The sequence below is a fragment of the Planktothrix pseudagardhii genome, assembly GCF_904830925.1.
Taxonomy (GTDB): domain Bacteria; phylum Cyanobacteriota; class Cyanobacteriia; order Cyanobacteriales; family Microcoleaceae; genus Planktothrix; species Planktothrix tepida.
On sequence record NZ_LR882967.1, the window covers coordinates 2,723,166 to 2,741,850 of the forward strand.

Genomic DNA, 18,685 nt, shown 5'->3' on the forward strand with positions numbered 1-18,685 from the left:
TTAGCCTAAGCCTCCCATTCCTTCTCTAACCGGAGGGGGTGAGAGTGTCCAAAATCCAGATAAAATTTTGTTGACGTAAAAAATTTAGGTGAACTATGGCACAACGGACTTGGTTAGGAGATTTACTAAGACCTTTAAATTCTGAGTATGGTAAAGTTGCTCCAGGTTGGGGTACAACTCCTGTAATGGCAGTGTTTATGGGACTGTTTTTCGTGTTTCTGTTAATTATTTTACAGATTTATAACTCCTCCCTCCTCCTTGAAAATGTGGATGTGAACTGGGCTAATTTAACCCGCTAATCAAGTTTCAAATCCGGTCAATCGTGAACTGTGAGGGGTAATTTAGGAGAGCGATTTAAAGTATAAGAATTGAGAATCCTCTCCCGACATCATTCCTCTGGACTTGTTGAAAGTTAGACACAGTTCACGGTTTTCTATTTATAATGATTATTTGTAAGCATATAGGAGACTATTGTTGTGAATATATTTGGTATTGGTTTGCCTGAAATGGCGGTGATTCTGGTACTAGCTCTATTAATTTTCGGCCCCAAAAAATTACCTGAAATTGGCAGCAGTTTAGGGAAAGCTCTCAAAGGGTTTCAACAAGCTTCCAAAGAATTTGAAAATGAATTTAAACGGGAAGCTCAACAAATAGAAGAAACGGCTAAAATCAAGCCAGAAACTAACTCAACAATCGCGACTCGCCCAAAGGAGGAGCAAGTTAACTCTATTGATTAAAGTTTAACCTAAACCAACAGGTTATACTTCAAGATGAATATTATTGTGTGATATTAACGATTATGACAATGGAGGTAACACCTGCTAAAACATTAATTGTTCCTCAATTAATTGTAGGTTTAGGAAATCCTGAATCCCGATATGATAAAACCCGACACAATATTGGTTTTGAGGCGATTGATGCTTTAGCAACCGCTTGGCGAATTTCTATTTCAGAACAGCGCAAGTTTAAAGGGAAATTCGGCGAAGGGGTAACGTCCTCTGGAGAAAAAATTCGACTATTAAAGCCCCTGACCTACATGAATTTGTCAGGACAGGCAATTCGGGCTGTTGTTGATTGGTATAAACTTCCCCCAGAATCCGTATTAGTGATTTATGATGATATGGATTTACCCTTGGGACGGTTACGGCTGCGATTGTCCGGTTCAGCAGGAGGTCATAATGGGATGAAATCTACAATTTCCCATTTAGGAACACAACATTTTCCTCGGTTAAGAATTGGAATTGGTAAACCCAATTCAATCTCTGGAACTCCTGAACGGGAAACCGTTTCCTACGTTTTGGGAAAATTTTCGTCAACGGAAATGCAAGTGATGGAACAGGTGTTGCAATGGGTGGGAGAAGCTATTGATTTAAGTGTGCGTCAAGGTGTGGAAAAAGCGATGAGTTTATACAATAGTCGTAGCGTTAATAGTACAGAGTGAGTTCTCAACGTTTACCCGAAACCACCGCGTATGTTCGGATTACGCGACAATCTTGGCAACTCGGTCTTCTTGAAGGAGAAGTCAGTGCTGGGGATTATGAGTGGCGATTTCAATGGCGATTTCGACACACAAAAAGACTCATGATTCAACCGTCCCAAGGTCGAGCTTTAATTCAAGAACCCTTGGGACGATTTTTAGAAAAGTGCGATTATCAATTAGAACCCGGTGGCGATTATTCTTTTACCATTCGTGCTCAATTTTAAGTCAGGATATAACGGAAGCAAGGCAGTTTAGAGACCTATAGGGAGAATATTTAACTCAAATGAATGATCTGATTGTTCATACAATTAACATTGCTCATGATCGATTAATAGAGCTTACCAAACTTGCAGACCAAGCCAAACCGTTTTATGATTGGGTTGAAAAACAAGCTAAACGTATCACAGGTTCTAATCGGTGTTTAAATGAAATACTGTTATCTTGTTCTAAGTTGGAAATAGAAAAAATAATCAAGCCTTGTTATCAAGCTGGAAATGACGAAAAGCCTTTGTTATTTGATGGGATTGGTCGTGTTTATCCACATAGCAAAGCGTGTTTTTACTTTTTTGCATGGATGATCAGAGATGCCCCTCAACAAAGGCTATCTCCTTTAATTTCTCGGATGCAAAAAGCCGATAATGAATTAACAAAAATTATAGCTGAAACTGATTCTTTGGTCGAACTAATATTTGAGTATCGGACGATTGTAAAGAGTTTTGAGTGGTCAGCAGTACGGGAGGTTGTAATTGATCGTTTAGAAGGGTCTCGTCGCAGTATCAGTGGTCATCGTCTTGAGGCTAATATAAGAACAAGTCTCATCACTGCGATTCAGTATTATTATTCTATTTATGGAAACTATGGGAAATTTAAGAATATTGAAATTGCTGACAAGCAAATAAAACTAGGAAAACATACGATTGATGTTTCTGCTGAGTTAACGCCGAAAGATGGCACTCATAATGTAAGTTTATTGATTCCAGTAAAAACAAGAGAAACAGAAGGGGGCGGTCATTCTCATCTGTTTACTCGTGACCTCATTACTGCAATTAGCGAGCTTAAAAACGCAAACACGAACTCCCATATTGTTGTTATCATTATTGCAGAAAATTGGTCTGCATCAGAAATAGTAACTATTACGAATCAGATTGACATAATTTTTCATTTCAACATGAATCCCAACAAATTTGTAGGATTTGATGAAAAATCACAAGTCAAATTTAATAAATATCTGGAAAAAATCTTAGAAGGAGAGCAAAAGTAAAATGGAAAATCAGGTAATTCTTGGTGATGCTAGAGAAATTGCGCCGACACTTCCAGATGATTTTTTTCAAGCCATTGTAACCAGCCCACCTTATTTTGGTCACAGGAGGTATTCTGAGGGGAAAAGTCAACAGGAAATAGGTCAAGAAAGTGATATGGAAATTTACATCTCAAACTTAGTTGCTTTATTTAGAGAACTCAGAAAGAAACTAAAACCTGATGGTTTGTTGTGGTTAAATTTGGGAGATACTTATCGAAACAAATCATTGCTCGGCATTCCTTGGCGAGTCGCATTATCTTTACAAGATGATGGTTGGATTCTGAGAAGTGATATTATTTGGCATAAACCAAATGCCATGCCTTCATCTATAAAAGATCGTCCGACAACCGATCACGAATATATTTTTCTGTTTGCTAAAACTCCAGAATATTATTATAACGCGGATGCGATTAGAGAACCTCATATAACTTTTACAGAAAAATCAAAAATGAAAGGTGGCCGAAATCATTTTGGAAAGAGCAATGGAACACCAGAAATTGGTAAAAACTCAGGAAATCAAAACCTACATGATGGAAGATGGGATCAAGCGTTCCATCCAAAAGGCAGAAATAAAAGAACTGTATGGGAAATACCCTTGAGTAAATTCCGAGATGTTCATTTTGCAGTTTACCCTGAAAAGCTAGTGGAAATATGCCTACTTGCATCTACAAGGGAACAAGATTTTGTTCTTGATCCCTTTACGGGTTCTGGAACAACCGGAGTGGTGGCTTGTAAATTATTCCGAAAATTTATTGGTATTGAATTAGTAGAAAAGTATCAAATGATGGCTCAAGATAGAATTGATGAGTTAAATTTGCAGCTTAATATATTTAATCTACTTTCTTAACCTCTGATAATGGTTACGAAAGAAAAATAGCCGAAATCAAAAGCCTTTTACAATAGCTAGAACCATTGATCGGTTCATTCTTAATTTAATGGCTATCAAAGCTGATTTAAAACAATAAAATGACGACGGGGACGTTGAATAAATCCGTCCTGTTCAAGCTTAATCATCATGCGAGTGACACTAACCCGTGTTGTCGCAATAACATCAGCAATATCAGCATGGGTCAGACGCAAATCAATTAATAATCCTTCCGGTGTCAACCGACCAAATTTTTTCCCCAGCCATTTTAAGCAATTCAATAAACGTTGTTCTGTACCTTGGGTGTGGAGAATGCTTTGTAGTTCTTCCGTTTGGCGGAGATGGGTTAAAATCGCATCCGTATAATTTGACCAATGGGATGAAGCAATCAGACTGACTTCAACGGAGGTGACACATTCAATTTGATAAGGTTGCAATTGGGATAAAGGTTTTCCCACCACATCGTTTTGTCCCCAATATCCTAATATAATTAAGGTTCCCTCTTCTGTCCAGGTGAGGGTACGCACCACCCCTCGTTCAATTTTCCACAGCGCATCAGACCAAAGTGGAATTTGTTCACGGGGATTAAAAGTACGGGATTTTGACGTTAACGGAAGACTAACAAGGGTTGGAATAGTCACACAGGAAGTCCTTTGAATACTTACCCCTACCTTAAGGGTTTGAGGTTAAATTCAGGTTCAGTCTCGGTTAAACTTCTCTGACATTTCCCGCCGGGTAAACTTTTAAGATTGATGATAAACGTCTTCGTCGCTGCTGTCTTGTACAGGTTCATAGGAGGGTAAAACTAAAACGGGTTTTCCAGCAATGAGGCGGTTAATTTCAGTTAAGGTTTCTGGGCGAGATAATCCATCTCTCGTGATTAAAAGTTTTAAAATATCAAAACTGGTGGTGTTCGTGAAGTAATAACCCCCATGAACATCTACTTTACCCGCAATAAAAAAGATAGTATTCATCACATCAATAATTAGGCTTGTCCAAATATTTAAAGGGAGAGAGATAGCATTAACTCCCGGCATTTCTGAACAATCAATATAGTTGAATTTTTCAAATAAATCATAAGCTGAAGTGGGTTTAACCGCCGATTGAGAACTCATCATCACCCGAATATAAGGTTGATAGTTAATGGAATTTTTGACGGGTTTTAAATAAACATTTCCTAATCGCAATCCAGACATTTCTACGCTGGGTTCACTAAACCAGTTTCCGAGAATAGACATATAGCGAAGAATTAAATCTCGATCACTGCAAAATAAATAAATTTCATTGCATCGCAAAATAGCAGAGCGGACATAATTATTTCGACCTTCACGGAGAAATTCTAACGGAATATCAGGAGCCGTTAAAATTAATCGATTTAATTGTAAATAATCCCCCATATTATTTTTTTCATATTCCAGACGATCTTCTTTACCAAATCGATCTGACAGAATTCGGAGCACATTAACAACCACTAACGCCCCCATACTATGGCCAATTAAATTAACACTCATCGGGGGGAAGTTTTGGTTATAATAATTAGCAATAGCTATTTCTTTTTGAGGTTCATAAAAAGGCATAGAGGTATAAGGATTTTCACCCAAAACCTTATCTAATCTCCAAAAAAATTCTGCTAAATCGGGTGCGCCGTAGTGAATGGCTCGATAGCGATCGCGTTGATAAACCGAAATTCGTAAGATTTGCATTAATAGCAGCCACAGGGCAAAAACTGTTAGGGCGACCCAATTCCATTGAGCAAATAAATTAGAAATTTGAGTTAAATCAAACCAATACCACAGGGGAGATAAAGGCGTTTCCATCCCGAATAAATTTAAGAAGGGAACTCCAATTAAGGTTAATAGAATATAAAATCCGGTTCCTACAATCCAAGCGATAAGGGCTAAAATAAATAAAAATTTCAACGAAATGCCCTTTTGTTCGCCCATATCACTCCATAATCCCGGATGAATTAAGGGCATTTCACTGGGCCAAGTATAACCAATATAAACACTCCGATTTTCTAATGTCCCAATCTGATTAATCGGCCCCTTTTGGGATAAAGACTCGATTTCTGCCATAAATTCTTGATAAAATTTATGAGCCGGATTTGCATAACCATGAGTTCTTAATGTCAGATAGCGAAAGTTTTCCCGCCGCATTAATTGCCCCATTTCAGCAATATTAAATAAGGGACGAAATCGTTCTAAAGGAGGTAATTCTCGATCTACATTTAATGAAGTGCGGGCTGTACTAACAACTAAAAAACAATTAGAATATTGACGATCTACATAAACTTCAAAGTTGCGACTGACCGCTTTAGCAAATTGTTTATTATGCCAACTATTTAAGGCGCGAATGACATAATCTTCATTCACTTGAGTCTCAAAATCTGGGTATTCTTCTAAATTACAGGTGGAACGTAATGCTTCTGCGATCGCTAATTCAGAGCTATAAGAGCCATAGATAGGCAAATTATAAAGGGATTGACTCTTGACCCCCTTGGGGATAGAATAAGCGAGTTGGACAATGCGAGCTTTTGTCCAAGCATCAGAAAACGGCGCCGTGTTACGAACAATCGACTCTAACCAACGATAGTCATTTTCAACGGTGTCTTGATGCCAATACAAGGGTAAACCTTGGTATGTTCGCTTAGTACCCATAGTGTTATTTATTCAAGGTTAAACATCCAGGTGATTTCAGCCATAGCATTCTGAAACCCTGTGCGAGCAGTTTTGTTTCGGGTAATAGCATGACACAAAATTGACCTGTTGTGGTAATTGGTATAACCCCTATTAGGGGATGTTAGTTCAAGATTAGACGGTTTATGTGCGATGTTGATGCACCCGACAATGAGATTAATTGTTATTTTTGAATGGATTCCACCAAGAATCTCGATTAAATTGTAACCAGTTAATTCGACGACGAATATCCTCAATTTTCCAGTTTGTTAATGTAGCTAAGTTTTGCGCTTCTTGTTCCTGTCGTTGGCGAACAGACTGCCGATATTGCAGGGCTTGTGAACACTGCATCTGACCCCGATAGGGACGATTAATAATATATCGACCTTGAAAACTTTCTTGATTGGCTGTGGGTTGAAAGTTTAAATCTTCGGGGAAATTATTCCGGGTGTAGCGAATATGTAAGCGAGTAATAAACGCTGAATTCGAGGCGCCTGAATCTAACCAAAATACCCCCGCTTGTTTTAATTCTTCAGAGTTTAAAGGATCGGCAGAACAAGGATCACATCCGCCCATATTCCAAGCATATTCTAAAAAGGCAACTTTTTTCTGTTCTCGTTCATAGGCTTTGGTGAATAAGGATTTATAAAAACCGGGAAATACTTCTTTCACAAATTCAGGAATTTCTTGATCGGAAGGAATCTTAACCGTGCGATAATTGGTTAATTCCATTTGACCTTTAGGAGAAAGTAAATAAACAATTAAATCCTGTTCTCCTGTGCCATTAATCATTCCTAAACGAATCGGTAACATAAACCGAGGGGATTCATAAGCCATCATTAAAGGACGCAGATTTTGAAACCCACTTTGATCAAATTTTGTTAAATTGACTTTAGCAACGAAAAATTTTAATCCTTGTTGAATATAAGGTTTTAATAAAGCACTCGCTCCTTCAGGAATTCGATAATTATTTTGCGTTAACCAGGTTTCTAATCCATCGGATTCTTTTGCACTTAAAATCAAAATATCATATTCACCAACAGTAAACCGAGCTTCAATTGTTACTCCTAAACTGGAGTCAGATTCTCGAGGTTTTTCCTGTAATGCTTGAACTCCTCTGGTTGCTGGTGCTGGTAATTGATCATATTCAGGCTGAGGATTACAAGGATCAGGATCAAAATATTCCACCAGTCGAGGCGCACTAAACGCATCTAATCGTTGAATAATTTTGGGTTCTCCAACCTTGACTTGTTCGGCTTTTAAAATAACAGGAACCGGAACAACTAATGCAAAATCTTTCACCGATCCTTGATAATCATTTGCCATTGTTAAAATCGTGCGGTTTCCATCTCTGGCAATGATGACTTGAGAAGCTTGATTATATAAACTCGCATCGGCTTGAGAAACATAAAATCCACAAAATGCCCAGGCTGGAGAAGCAAAACCAACACTGAATAAAACAATAACTACAACAAGAATAACCCAGTTTAAAACTTTCATCAATGACTCCTATTTAAACACTATTATGAATGGGAAATATTAACTAAAAAACAGGAGATGAAGGCAAAGATTTGAGATGTTGTTCTGACCAAGAAAAGCGAGATGCTTTAAAAAATTGATCAAAAATAATAGTTAGGGGAGATAGGGCAAACAATGACCAGAATAGAGCCGTTGAGATAAAAAATTGATGTTGTAAAATAAAGGTTAATCCAGCGATTAATACAGCCCATAAAATTCGGCTTAAGGTGGCATTGGGAATAGAACGTGGATCGGTAATCATAAAAAAGGCAAACAATAATAAACTGCCACTCATCAGTTGATGACTATAAACATCCCAACTCCATCCTAAACTGAAATTTCTCCAAGCTTCTAATCCCGTATAGGTGATTAAAAAGGCAAGGGAAGTATCCCAGCGACCCACTTTTTTAAGAATAATTCCTCCCGTTACTAAAAATAGAAGGAAATACCAAGAATCCGTTCCCCATTGTCCAGGGGAAACCCAAGCATCGGCTGTTAAACTTAAGGCGATAATAATCCCAAAATTACCGGGATTAAAAAAATGTTTTCCTTGAGATTGAAAGATAAATTTACTGGCGATCGCACAACATCCGGCTAAGGCTACGGTTGTCCAATGGTTAGCTCTTAGGAGTAAACACAACCCTAATGCGGTAATTAAGGCACTGCGCCAAGACGCTAAAAATTCTGGGGGTAAAAGTGTAATTTTTTTGTTAATATAGAAGGAGGAAAGGCAAGAGAAAAACCATTGAGTCAATAAACAACTACACCCAATTACCAGCATGAAATTAGGTCTTAATGTCCAATCTCTCGTTCCAATTCCTAGAAGTAAAAACAACAACAAAAATAGAATTTGAGCGTTCCGAGCATCTTTAAACATGAGTTCATCCTTAAATGAGCTTAGACTAAAAGCAGTTGAATCCACTGATCTAACGGTTGACGATATTGTTCTGTTAATTGTTGCCCTAATTGACTAATTGCCTTGAGATTGGCTTCGGAAGGATCATCCATCGGTAAAGTTTTGCGATCCGTCAAAACCGTATTAATTCGTAAATAACGTTCAGGTTTACCCGTCGTATCAAAGATTTGTTTCATTTGATAGTCAACGGTTTCTGCCACCCCAGTCATAATAATATCAAATAGAGGATCAAGCCATTTTAATTTCCCCCAATCTTTCGCTTCCGCATAAGGATATTTCTTTTTAACCTCCCCTGTTCCTAATGATAAAATCACCATTTCTTTAGCCGTTGGGCCTGTTTCATAGCGATTATCAAGATTAGAGTCTTGATTAAATTTATGACGGGCTTCTGCGTAGGCACAGAGAGCCGGATTATTGGCAAAGACTCCCCCATCAATACAAGTATAAACCTCCTGGTTGAGAGCGTGAATTTGAGCGACTTCAAAAAACGTTGGGGCGGCAGAGGTAGCCCGGAGAACATCTCGAATTAAATAATCATCTTTTGGGTTTAATTTAGCATCATGTTGGGTAAAAAAGTGGGCTTCTCGTCTTTCTATTTCATAGGAAGTAATCAAGCAAGGTTTAAGCAGTTCGCTCAATTTAAGATCTTTAAAAAAATCCCCCATCACCTGATTAAACTTTTGATAGGAGTATTTTTCATTAAATAATCCTCCTACTGTTTGCAAAGAATCATTAAAAAAAGGATAAAATATTTGGCTGGATTGATATCGAAAAAAATCATAAACTTCTTGGGCCGAACACCGAGGTCTGAGGGGATTTTCAGCATCAGGACAAAGATAAAGAGCAGTTAAAATTCCTCCGGCACTGGTTCCCGCAATTAAATCAAAATAATCCGCAATTCTAGCATCGGAATTTCCAGTAAAATCCTGTAATTTCTGTTCAACATACTTTAATACTTCGGCGGACATGATTGCTCGTAGCCCCCCACCATCAAGAGAAAGAATGCGAGTAAATTGTGACATTTTTTACGATAACCTCCATGTAGAAAGACACTGATCAGTTTAGGAAAGATTCCAATGTTCTGATAAATACGCTTGAATATCACAAAAGTCATTCCAATGGATATAAGGTTTTTGATATTCATCTAAATATTGTGCCAAACGATCACGCGCAAAAACAATAGGGGCAGCTAATGCCATATTTAAGTCTGTAACGGAGTCTCCAATTGCAATAGGTTCAGTATTAGGATAAGATTCCATCACTTTGACTTTAGCTACTAATTCGGTATCGGCTTCAAATTCAGAATGAACTTTAAAATACGCCCCTGAAGTCTCTAAATCAACAGCATAAATCTGATCAATTTTTGAACTTAAATCTCCTAAAACTGTTTCTACCATCACCCGAACACCTCCTGAAACTAAAACAAAGGGAACGCCTTGAGTTTTGAGAAAATCTAAAAATTCCACAAACCCTGAGCGTATTTTCTTTGTTCTTGAAAATTCAATAATTTCAGGATAGCAACGCGAAGGAATTGACTCTAACATTTTTCTAACTCCTTCTCGTAAGGTCATTTCCCGACCATACAATAATGGCATAATTTCAGCCGCCATTTCTGGAGCAAATTCTTTTAACATTCCTACAAAAGTTTCTTCTGCCGTAATTGTTCCGTCAAAGTCACAAAAAATAATAGAATTCATCATTAGTTATCAGTTATCAGTTATCAAGTATCCGCATCATCAGTTATCAGTTATCAGTCAACTAATAAGGATTTTGTCGCCACCATTCTCGAACTAATTTAATTTCTTCATAATTATACTGTTCTCCTAGATGTTCGTAAAGAATTTTTAAGCTGGTATCTCCGACTTTTTCTACTGCTTGGATAATTTTCTTTTGACGCTCTGGTTCAACGAATTGATCAAGATTTATATCCTGATTAGCTGCAATTAATTGGGTTAAATGGTCAGCAATGGTGCTGGTTTTTAACCCTCGTTCATTGGCGATCGCATTTAAACTTAATCCCTGTTGACATAACTTGAGAGTCATGATTAAACTATCAGATAAATCCTCCAGAGTTAGACGCTTAACTTCTGATGATTTAGGTTTATAATTTGAACCCGTTTGATCTTGAAAATAGGTAGAAATGGCTTCAGTAAATTGTTTACCATACCGTTCTAGTTTATAACTTCCGACCCCAGAAATTTCACTTAATTCTTCTAAAGTTTGGGGTCGTTGTTGGGCCATTAATCTTAAGGTAGAATCGGAAAAAACCATATAGGGAGGGATAGATTGTTCATCGGCTAATTTTTTTCGGAGTTGGCGTAACTGTTCAAATAGCATTTCTACTTCCACCGCCAAAGATCGGGTTGATTTTTCCAGATTTTGTTCTTTAATGACTGTAATTTCAACTTTTCTTTCCCGTTTCATCACTTCCCAACTACGGGAATTTAACTTTAAAATTGCATAACCATCGGTGGTTTGATCGAGTAGTCCTTGACGTAAAAGCGATCGCCCTAAATTCTTCCATTCTTCTGCTGTTTTATCTTTTCCAATGCCATAGGTAGACAGTTGATCATGATGTCGCTCTATAATTTTTTGACTTTTCGATCCTCTCAATACATCAATAATATAAGTCATCCCAAATCTTTCGTGACATCGGGCAACACAAGATAAAAATTTCATCGCTTCAATTGTCCAATCTTCAACGGGATTTTGTGTTCGGCAATTATCACATTTTGCACAATTTTCTGAGAAAAATTCACCAAAATAACTCAATTGAACTGTGCGCCGACATTCCGATGCTTCAGCATAATCTAACATTTGCCGTAACTGTTGACGGGCAATGCGTTGCTCATCGGGGTCGGGTTTTTGATCAATTAAATATTCAATGGTTTTAATATCACCATAACTAAAAAATAACGTACATCTCGCTGATTCTCCATCTCGTCCTGCCCGTCCAGATTCTTGATAGTAACTTTCTAAGGTTCGCGGTAAATTATAATGAATCACAAAGCGAACATCGGGTTTATTAATGCCCATACCAAAGGCAATCGTTGCTACCATAATCTGCACATCATCCCGAATAAATCGGGTTTGATTTTCAGCGCGTAAAGTATCTTCCATTCCGGCATGGTAGGGTAAAGCTGAAATTCCATGACTTTGTAGCCTAAACGCTAGATCTTCTACATTTTTTCGGCTTAAACAATAAATAATTCCTGAACCTCCGACATCCTGAATTATTTTTAATAACTGGGTAAAATTTTGTTTTTTCTTAGGGATAACTTCATAATATAAATTAGGACGATTAAAACTAGCAACATGAATATAGGGATTTCTTAACTCTAACTGTTGAATAATATCCTGTCTAACCCGTTGAGTTGCTGTTGCCGTTAAGGCTAAAACGGGAATTTTAGGATAACGCTTTCGCAGTTGTTTTAATTGGCGATATTCGGGGCGAAAATCATGCCCCCATTCCGAAACACAGTGCGCTTCATCAATGGCAAAAGCTGAAATTCCTAATTGAGCTTCTATCAGATCTAAAAATAATAAAAACTTTTCGGATAATAATCGTTCGGGTGCAACATAAAGCAGTTTAATTTCACCATTTAAAATCGCAGCTTCACGGTTTTTTCCCTCCGCAACCGTTAAGGTACTATTGAGAAATGTCGCCCCAACTCCATTATCTTGTAATGCCTCCACTTGATCTTGCATTAAGGCAATTAAAGGAGACACGACTATCATTAATCCAGGTTTTAATAAAGCCGGAAGTTGAAAACACAAAGATTTTCCCCCTCCGGTGGGCATAATAATTAATGAATCTCGCCTTTGTAGTGCCTGTTCAATAATTTCGCGCTGCCCGGGTCGAAAAGAATCATAGCCAAAGAAATGTTTAAGGGACTGTTCTAGGGATTGGGGTTGGGCAAAGGGAGTAGAAATTAGCCCTGACATTGCTCGTGATTTAGATAAAACGTCTTTTTTATTTTATGATTAAAACTGGGTAAATGGCTGCGAAATCTCGATAAAATTTTGTCCGGGATAACAAAGACTAGACACTGAATGCCTCAAAGATGTTAAATTTTAATACAAAGTTGTCAATTTTAGAGGAGCTTTATGCCGAAAGCCGTTTGGAATGGTGCAGTTTTGGCAGAAACTGACCAATGCGTTGTTGTTGAGGGGAATCAATATTTTCCCCCGGACTCCATCAATCGTGACTATTTCCAAGAAAGTAATACCCATACTATCTGTGGTTGGAAAGGGGTGGCGAGTTATTATGATATCGTTGTTGATGGTCAAGTGAATAAGGATGCCGCTTGGTATTATCCTGAAACAAAATCTGCTGCCAAAAATATTGAAGGTTATATTGGATTTTGGAAAGGGGTTAAGGTTGAGGTTTAAGGGGTTTCATGTTGATTGATGAACCGAAATTAACATAACCAAAGATAACTTGTAGGGGCGAGGTCATCTCGCCCTGACGCTCAAAATTAATTTACGGCTGTAGGATTTATTAATAATAATTTTGATAAAAATCTTCCACTTTTGAGTACAATTAAACTATTATCGATTAATCCTAATTTACTGTGCAACCTTCTCCTCCAGAGTCTTTTAATTCTCCCCAACTTCCGAATCAACGGTGGTATATTTTTCCACAACAACCCGACCTCGCTCAAAAATTATCGGATGTAATGGGAATTATCCCTTTAGTCACTCAAGTCTTAATTAATCGAGGAATTGAAACCCCGGAACAGGTGGAAGCATTTATCACCCCAGAATCTCAAGTTTTACCGTCTCCTTTGGAGGAATTTAAGGATTTAGCAAGAAGTGTAGAATTGTTAGAATCTGCTATTAATCAAGGGGATAAAATAGCGATTTGTGGGGATTATGATGCTGATGGAATGACGAGTACCGCTTTATTAATGCGATCGCTTTCTTTATTAGGAGCTAATGTTAATTATGCCATCCCTAGCCGCATGACAGAAGGCTATGGGATTAATACCCGAATTGTTGAAGAATTTCATCAGGAAGATGTTAAAATTATTCTTACTGTTGATAATGGAATTGCTGCCTATCAACCTATTGTTAGAGCTAAGGAATTAGACTTAACGGTGATTATTACCGATCACCATGATTTACCTGAAAAACTTCCTCCTGCTGATGCTATTCTCAATCCGAAATTATTACCTATTTCCTCTCCATATCGAGGATTAGCCGGGGTAGGAGTGGCTTATGTTTTAGCGATTTGTTTAGCTCAAAAATTAGGTAAAGTTCAAGGGTTAGTCAATCCTTTATTAGAATTATTTACATTAGGAACCATTGCGGATTTAGCCCCCTTAAATGGTGTTAACCGACGGTGGGTAAAACGGGGTTTAAAGTTATTACCTTATTCCCAAATCACCGGAGTTCAAGCGTTAATTCAAGTGGCGGGAGTCTCCACTGGATATCAAGTTAAATCAGAAGAACAGCCCGAAAATCCTATCATTCCTCCGGCTTCTAAAACTCTAAAACCCGATGATATTGGCTTTCGGTTAGGGCCGAGAATTAATGCCATTGGACGGTTAGCTGATCCGCAAATTGTGATAGAATTATTAACAACTGAAAATATGGGAATTGCCTTAGAACGGGCAATGCAGTGTGAACAAATTAATCAAAAACGTCAACAGTTATGTGAAGAAATAGAACAAGAAGCGATCGCTTGGGTAGAAGAACAACAAATAGATTTTAAACAAGAACGGGTGTTAGTAGTAGTACAACCTCAATGGCATCATGGCGTGATTGGAATTGTTGCATCTCGCTTAGTTGAACGATATGGGGTTCCGGTGTTTATTGGAACCTATGAACAGGAAGAAAATACAACAGAATCTCCCCAAATGATTCGAGGTTCAGCTAGGGGAATTTTTGAATTTGATGTGTTTAAAGCCTTAGAATATTCTCACGATTTACTGCATAAATTTGGAGGACATAAAGCCGCCGGAGGGTTTTCTTTCCTCGCAGAAAACTTAGAGCAATTTCGACTCAGGTTAATTGAATTTGCCCATCAATGTTTAGAAGTAGAACATCTCAAACCCTTAATTAAAATTGATGCTCAAGCGAATTTAAGTGAAATTAATTTTAATCTCTATGATCAACTTGATCAATTACATCCCTGTGGTATTGAAAATAATTCTCCGACTTTTTGGACTCCCAATGTTAGAATTATTCAACAACGAGTGGTCGGAAAAGGACATATTAAACTCACCTTAACCCAAGATAAATTTTCCCATACTCAACTCACAGCCTTACCTACAATTAATGCAATGGCGTGGCGTTGGGCGGACTATTTCCCCCTTCCCCAATGTTTGGATATTGCCTATCATTTAAAAGAAAATAGTTGGAATGGTCAAACCAATATTGAATTAGAATTAGTCGGAGCTAGATTACCAGAATCTCCCGAAAATGATCAACCTCAATTAACAAAAAGCGCAGAATTTTATTATAATAATAAACAATATTATTGCAGTTTATCTTCTATTGGTGAAACCCAAGAATTAAGAATTAAGAATCAGAAAGGGGAAGTATTAGCCATCCAAAAAGGTCAACGCTTTGGACTGTTAGGAACAAGTCGTCAAGATGCTGAAACCGTTGATGTTTCTCAACCTGTTTTTTACGATTTAATTCAATCGGCTATTAAAGCGTTAGGGTAAGCTTATAATCTTAGTAATAGTTAGGGCTCTTCTAGGGTAACTATGATAAATTAGGAGAAAAATGCCAATTTAAGAGAACTCTTCTTCTAAAGTTAGCAAAATTATTTAAGCCATACGCTCTTCTCTTAATTAACTTAATTTTCTGATTGATTCCTTCGACGGCTCCTTGGGTAGTTCGATTGTCGAAATAGGCGAGAATTTCGGCAGTCTGTTTATTTTCTAATTCAATCAGAAGTTCATTTTCCGTAATAAAATGATAATTTGTTGCTTTAAAACCGGGAAAGTTAATGATTTGAGTAATAAAATAAAGTAGGGAGTTAGATGGCATTTTTATAAAAAAGTCATTTTTCTTAGTGATTTAGTCAATATTTAATACCATAAAATATTGTCTATGTCAATCTCCCATCATCCGTTTTACCCAATTCAACTTTAAAACTTCTTCCCCTTTTTATTTTTTGTTTATTATTAATTTATCATAACTAGCCTAGAAGAACCAAGATTTTCCATCGATCGCAATCCAATCAACGCCTTCTTTTTGCCAATAATATTTCTCAACTGTTGACTGAAAAATTAACTGAATCTCTATTAGATTTATCCCGATCATTACTCGTCTAATGGTACTATAAGATGGCAATTTTTTAGCGGTAACTTTTAATAATTTAATGAGTTTATGTTCTTCGTTTTTTCTAAAATTATCTATTTGCTTATAAGTCACATTGCCAGTTAGCAGGGCCAAAATAATGATAGTCAACACTACCCATAATTCATGTCTTTTACCCCGATTTTTCCGAAAATCCTTGACTAACTTCAGTTGTTCAATTATACTGTTTAACATGATTTTTTTAAAACCAAATAAAAGTGATCTCTTTTTAATTTTATCAAAAAAAGATCACTTTTATTTTCCTTTTTACCCCTGACTTTGAAAACCCCCTGGGCGGCGACGAGGGGGTCGCAGGTTCAAATCCTGTCATCCCGATTTGATCATAGACCTGCTAACTCCTATCCCAAAGCAAGCGTGCTACCACTGCACTAATTGCCAGGTGTTATGTACAGAGTGTACACCCTTGATTGTACGCGGGTTGTAGTGTTGTATCCTAATATAATAGCCCAGAGCAAGCTGATATTCTATCCTTAAATGTTAGCTACAAATAATTGATCGGGTGGCTAATCACTTTTTCCTATCCCCTGTTCCCTGTATTCAGTGATAATGAAACCTCGTCGCACCCGCAGTCAAGACCGAATTCTCACCGAACTCAAAACCCTAAAGCGCGCCGTTTCTGCTCAAGAGCTTTATTTAGAGTTGCGTAAAACAAACCAAACGATGGGGTTAGCAACGGTTTATCGATCTTTGGATGCGTTAAAACGGGAAGGGTTAATTAATGTCCGCACCTTAACCACAGGAGAGGCGGTTTACAGTTGTATGCAGCAAGATGAACATCATCTGACCTGTGTTGAGTGTGGACGTTCTATCCCCCTCGATGAATGTCCGGTTCACCACTTAGAAACTCAACTTCAACAATCCCACAAGTTTAAAATTTATTACCATACCCTAGAGTTTTTCGGACTTTGCGATCGCTGCGCTCTGACTCAGCAAGAAGTATAGCAGGAGTTAACAGAGGAGGAGATGGGGGGAGCTAACACTCAACCGTTAACACCCCTCTTCCATCTACCTGGGTCTTCCTAATGTTGTAATATAAAGCACAGCTTCATCCGTAGGAATACCGAGAACTTCATTAACTTGATCATCGAAAAATCCACCAATTCCACTGACACCCAAACGTAAATAAATGGCAGCCAAGTTTAAACGTTGTCCCAGATGACCTGCATCTAAATGTAAATAACGATACACTCGATCTCCGTAGTTCGCGATCGCTTTTTTCAAATCCGCCGTATGAAATAAAACGGCTGCTGCATCTCGTCCCAAATCTTGTTGTAAACACAAATAGTACAACTCCCGACGAAAATTTTTAAACCGAATTTGCCTTAACTCTTGGGCTTTAGGAGCATAATAATAACATCCATCCTCCAAACCATTAACTCCAGAAACGGCAATAAATGTTTCAATTAAACTGAGATCAAAATAATCGGGAGAACCATCTAACCCTTGATGAATATAATGGTGAGGTTGATAGGTAAAATCTAAAAGGGCTAAGAGTTCATTTAACATCAATTCCGATCCATTATAAGCCCGTGTAGATCGTCGTTTTACCATTATTTTTTCTAAGCCGGATAAATTTTTCCCCCAATCAATAGAACTCGTTACCGTTGCTACCTTGGTACAAAATGGAAAATTATATTTATCTTCTAAAATTCCATCTATCTCAAGCAGTTTCCAACCTTGACTTCCAGAAGAATCCGTTTTTAATTTAGTCGCTTGATGCAAATAAGCTAATAGTTCTCCATCGGTAAGATTAGGGTAATCTGTTTGAGTTTCCGACGGTAAAGCTGTTCTTAAACGGGGTAAATTTTCGTCAATTTCCAGGAGATTTGCCAATGCTAAAACTGCGGTTGCTCCTTCTACTTCAGTATCTAAATATAACAATTGGTTCAAAGTATCATCCGCAAATCCTCCAATTAAATGGGGTCGATAATCATTCATCGCTGCCATTAATTCAAGATTGCCTAATAAATGACCCGTATCTAAACAAATCCGCCGATAAGCCCGATCTTGATAACGCCAGAAAGAACGATAAAAAACCGCCGTTGTTACCAGGGCTAAATGGGTATTTTCTAATACAGGATGCCAAAAACAAGCGTCGCGTAAATCGTGCCAAACTTGATCTTCCCAAAATTGAACTAAAGCATGGGTTTGAGGTTGATAATGATATAAACCCGGAGCTAAAATTGCAGTTCCCCTAGAAATTAAATAAATTTCGGCTGGATATAACCCACCCGCCGAGGGAGCAGCCCTAAGATAATGGACACCCCCCATGGTCGGGAGTTTTGCTGTTAAACCATAACTATGCAGCAGTAAATGGGATAAACGTTGCCAAAGTCGGGTTTTAGGGTCACTAGAGGTGGCTTCCTCCACACTCTTCAAGTAAGGTTTGAGGTCAAAGACTTTACCGATTTTATACTCTTTAAAGGGAATGGGCTGTTTTTCCCAGTCCAAGGTTTGGCTTTTTAAGGCGAGGGTTTCTGGGTCATATTTCGTGCGTTCATGGTAGTGTTGGGCAATGGATTTTTGAGATTCTGACATAAGATTAACCGTCATGCAGAACAATAACGCTTTTTCCTAGTGTAGACTTTTCTTTTCA

General features: G+C 37.8%; 19 protein-coding genes. 9 read left to right on the forward strand and 10 right to left on the reverse strand.

From position 1 onward, the window contains the following. Positions 1 to 95: 95 nt before the first annotated feature. The 6 genes from psbH to NMK36_RS11565 all read left to right on the forward strand — a co-directional run bounded on the left by psbH (position 96) and on the right by NMK36_RS11565 (position 3,627). A complete protein-coding gene (gene psbH, locus NMK36_RS11540; RefSeq protein WP_072721735.1) occupies positions 96 to 299 on the forward strand; it encodes a photosystem II reaction center phosphoprotein PsbH in 204 nt (67 codons plus the stop codon). A 177-nt stretch (positions 300 to 476) separates the two neighbouring features. Continuing rightward, positions 477 to 737, forward strand: coding sequence for a TatA/E family twin arginine-targeting protein translocase (locus tag NMK36_RS11545; protein ID WP_072721734.1), 261 nt, complete (start codon positions 477 to 479; stop codon positions 735 to 737). A gap of 62 nt (positions 738 to 799) precedes the next feature. Beyond that, the gene (gene pth / locus NMK36_RS11550) at positions 800 to 1,441 is read left to right on the forward strand and encodes an aminoacyl-tRNA hydrolase (RefSeq protein ID WP_072721732.1); all 642 of its coding nucleotides are present in this window, start codon (positions 800 to 802) and stop codon (positions 1,439 to 1,441) included. Continuing rightward, positions 1,438 to 1,704, forward strand: coding sequence for a DUF3146 family protein (locus NMK36_RS11555; RefSeq protein ID WP_072721730.1), 267 nt, complete (start codon positions 1,438 to 1,440; stop codon positions 1,702 to 1,704). Before pth ends, NMK36_RS11555 begins: the two co-directional genes overlap by 4 nt. Before the next feature lie 59 nt (positions 1,705 to 1,763). Beyond that, positions 1,764 to 2,741 carry a hypothetical protein gene (locus NMK36_RS11560; RefSeq protein ID WP_254173758.1) on the forward strand — a complete coding sequence of 326 codons (978 nt, stop codon included), beginning with the start codon at positions 1,764 to 1,766 and terminating at the stop codon, positions 2,739 to 2,741. 1 nt (position 2,742) lies between these two features. After that, positions 2,743 to 3,627, forward strand: coding sequence for a DNA-methyltransferase (locus NMK36_RS11565; protein WP_072721726.1), 885 nt, complete (start codon positions 2,743 to 2,745; stop codon positions 3,625 to 3,627). Positions 3,628 to 3,722: 95 nt separating this feature from the next. Here the strand turns inward: NMK36_RS11565 and NMK36_RS11570 are convergent, their stop codons facing one another. The 7 genes from NMK36_RS11570 to recQ all read right to left on the reverse strand — a co-directional run bounded on the left by NMK36_RS11570 (position 3,723) and on the right by recQ (position 12,699). Next, the gene (locus NMK36_RS11570; RefSeq protein WP_072721724.1) at positions 3,723 to 4,286 is read right to left on the reverse strand and encodes a Crp/Fnr family transcriptional regulator; all 564 of its coding nucleotides are present in this window, start codon (positions 4,284 to 4,286) and stop codon (positions 3,723 to 3,725) included. Between the two features lie 102 nt (positions 4,287 to 4,388). Continuing rightward, a complete protein-coding gene (locus NMK36_RS11575) occupies positions 4,389 to 6,302 on the reverse strand; it encodes an alpha/beta hydrolase (protein ID WP_072721722.1) in 1,914 nt (637 codons plus the stop codon). 195 nt (positions 6,303 to 6,497) lie between these two features. Next, entirely contained in the window at positions 6,498 to 7,820 is a 1,323-nt protein-coding gene (locus NMK36_RS11580) for a DUF2330 domain-containing protein (protein WP_254173759.1), read from the reverse strand. A gap of 43 nt (positions 7,821 to 7,863) precedes the next feature. Continuing rightward, positions 7,864 to 8,715, reverse strand: a complete 852-nt coding sequence (locus NMK36_RS11585) for an RnfABCDGE type electron transport complex subunit D (protein WP_072721718.1) — start codon at positions 8,713 to 8,715, stop codon at positions 7,864 to 7,866. Positions 8,716 to 8,735: 20 nt separating this feature from the next. Beyond that, positions 8,736 to 9,776: a patatin-like phospholipase family protein gene (locus NMK36_RS11590; protein WP_072721716.1), complete on the reverse strand. Its 1,041-nt coding sequence runs from the start codon at positions 9,774 to 9,776 to the stop codon at positions 8,736 to 8,738. Positions 9,777 to 9,815: 39 nt separating this feature from the next. Beyond that, a complete protein-coding gene (locus NMK36_RS11595) occupies positions 9,816 to 10,451 on the reverse strand; it encodes an HAD-IB family phosphatase (protein WP_072721714.1) in 636 nt (211 codons plus the stop codon). Between the two features lie 61 nt (positions 10,452 to 10,512). After that, on the reverse strand, positions 10,513 to 12,699 hold the full coding sequence (gene recQ / locus NMK36_RS11600) for a DNA helicase RecQ (RefSeq protein ID WP_072721712.1): 2,187 nt from the start codon (positions 12,697 to 12,699) through the stop codon (positions 10,513 to 10,515). A 162-nt stretch (positions 12,700 to 12,861) separates the two neighbouring features. On the opposite strand from recQ, the gene NMK36_RS11605 reads away from it, so the two are divergent. Together NMK36_RS11605 and NMK36_RS11610 are read left to right on the forward strand one after the other, a co-directional pair. Further along, the gene (locus NMK36_RS11605) at positions 12,862 to 13,146 is read left to right on the forward strand and encodes a DUF427 domain-containing protein (protein ID WP_072721710.1); all 285 of its coding nucleotides are present in this window, start codon (positions 12,862 to 12,864) and stop codon (positions 13,144 to 13,146) included. Positions 13,147 to 13,328: 182 nt separating this feature from the next. Further along, positions 13,329 to 15,428 carry a single-stranded-DNA-specific exonuclease RecJ gene (locus NMK36_RS11610; protein WP_254173760.1) on the forward strand — a complete coding sequence of 700 codons (2,100 nt, stop codon included), beginning with the start codon at positions 13,329 to 13,331 and terminating at the stop codon, positions 15,426 to 15,428. A gap of 40 nt (positions 15,429 to 15,468) precedes the next feature. On the opposite strand, the gene NMK36_RS28785 is transcribed toward NMK36_RS11610, so the two are convergent. Then, positions 15,469 to 15,756: a transposase gene (locus tag NMK36_RS28785; RefSeq protein ID WP_302184657.1), complete on the reverse strand. Its 288-nt coding sequence runs from the start codon at positions 15,754 to 15,756 to the stop codon at positions 15,469 to 15,471. 156 nt (positions 15,757 to 15,912) lie between these two features. Next, the gene (locus tag NMK36_RS11620; RefSeq protein ID WP_072721704.1) at positions 15,913 to 16,263 is read right to left on the reverse strand and encodes a transposase family protein; all 351 of its coding nucleotides are present in this window, start codon (positions 16,261 to 16,263) and stop codon (positions 15,913 to 15,915) included. 372 nt (positions 16,264 to 16,635) lie between these two features. Between NMK36_RS11620 and NMK36_RS11625 the strand changes: the two genes are divergently transcribed. Then, positions 16,636 to 17,031 (forward strand): Fur family transcriptional regulator, encoded by a 396-nt coding sequence (locus NMK36_RS11625; protein WP_072721702.1) that lies wholly within the window; start codon positions 16,636 to 16,638, stop codon positions 17,029 to 17,031. Positions 17,032 to 17,094: 63 nt separating this feature from the next. Here the strand turns inward: NMK36_RS11625 and NMK36_RS11630 are convergent, their stop codons facing one another. Then, complete coding sequence (locus NMK36_RS11630; RefSeq protein WP_072721700.1) at positions 17,095 to 18,627, reverse strand: SagB/ThcOx family dehydrogenase; 1,533 nt, start codon at positions 18,625 to 18,627, stop codon at positions 17,095 to 17,097. Between the last annotated feature and the right edge of the window lie 58 nt (positions 18,628 to 18,685).

Coding starts and splice junctions, on each gene's coding strand:
- NMK36_RS28785 (WP_302184657.1), bottom strand. CDS start 15,756: ATGCCATCTAACTCCCTACTTTATTTTATTACTCAAATCATTAACTTT.
- NMK36_RS11585 (WP_072721718.1), bottom strand. CDS start 8,715: ATGTTTAAAGATGCTCGGAACGCTCAAATTCTATTTTTGTTGTTGTTT.
- NMK36_RS11620 (WP_072721704.1), bottom strand. CDS start 16,263: ATGTTAAACAGTATAATTGAACAACTGAAGTTAGTCAAGGATTTTCGG.
- NMK36_RS11595 (WP_072721714.1), bottom strand. CDS start 10,451: ATGAATTCTATTATTTTTTGTGACTTTGACGGAACAATTACGGCAGAA.
- NMK36_RS11565 (WP_072721726.1), top strand. CDS start 2,743: ATGGAAAATCAGGTAATTCTTGGTGATGCTAGAGAAATTGCGCCGACA.
- NMK36_RS11580 (WP_254173759.1), bottom strand. CDS start 7,820: ATGAAAGTTTTAAACTGGGTTATTCTTGTTGTAGTTATTGTTTTATTC.
- NMK36_RS11560 (WP_254173758.1), top strand. CDS start 1,764: ATGAATGATCTGATTGTTCATACAATTAACATTGCTCATGATCGATTA.
- NMK36_RS11605 (WP_072721710.1), top strand. CDS start 12,862: ATGCCGAAAGCCGTTTGGAATGGTGCAGTTTTGGCAGAAACTGACCAA.
- NMK36_RS11590 (WP_072721716.1), bottom strand. CDS start 9,776: ATGTCACAATTTACTCGCATTCTTTCTCTTGATGGTGGGGGGCTACGA.
- psbH (WP_072721735.1), top strand. CDS start 96: ATGGCACAACGGACTTGGTTAGGAGATTTACTAAGACCTTTAAATTCT.
- pth (WP_072721732.1), top strand. CDS start 800: ATGACAATGGAGGTAACACCTGCTAAAACATTAATTGTTCCTCAATTA.
- NMK36_RS11630 (WP_072721700.1), bottom strand. CDS start 18,627: ATGTCAGAATCTCAAAAATCCATTGCCCAACACTACCATGAACGCACG.
- NMK36_RS11575 (WP_072721722.1), bottom strand. CDS start 6,302: ATGGGTACTAAGCGAACATACCAAGGTTTACCCTTGTATTGGCATCAA.
- NMK36_RS11625 (WP_072721702.1), top strand. CDS start 16,636: ATGAAACCTCGTCGCACCCGCAGTCAAGACCGAATTCTCACCGAACTC.
- recQ (WP_072721712.1), bottom strand. CDS start 12,699: ATGTCAGGGCTAATTTCTACTCCCTTTGCCCAACCCCAATCCCTAGAA.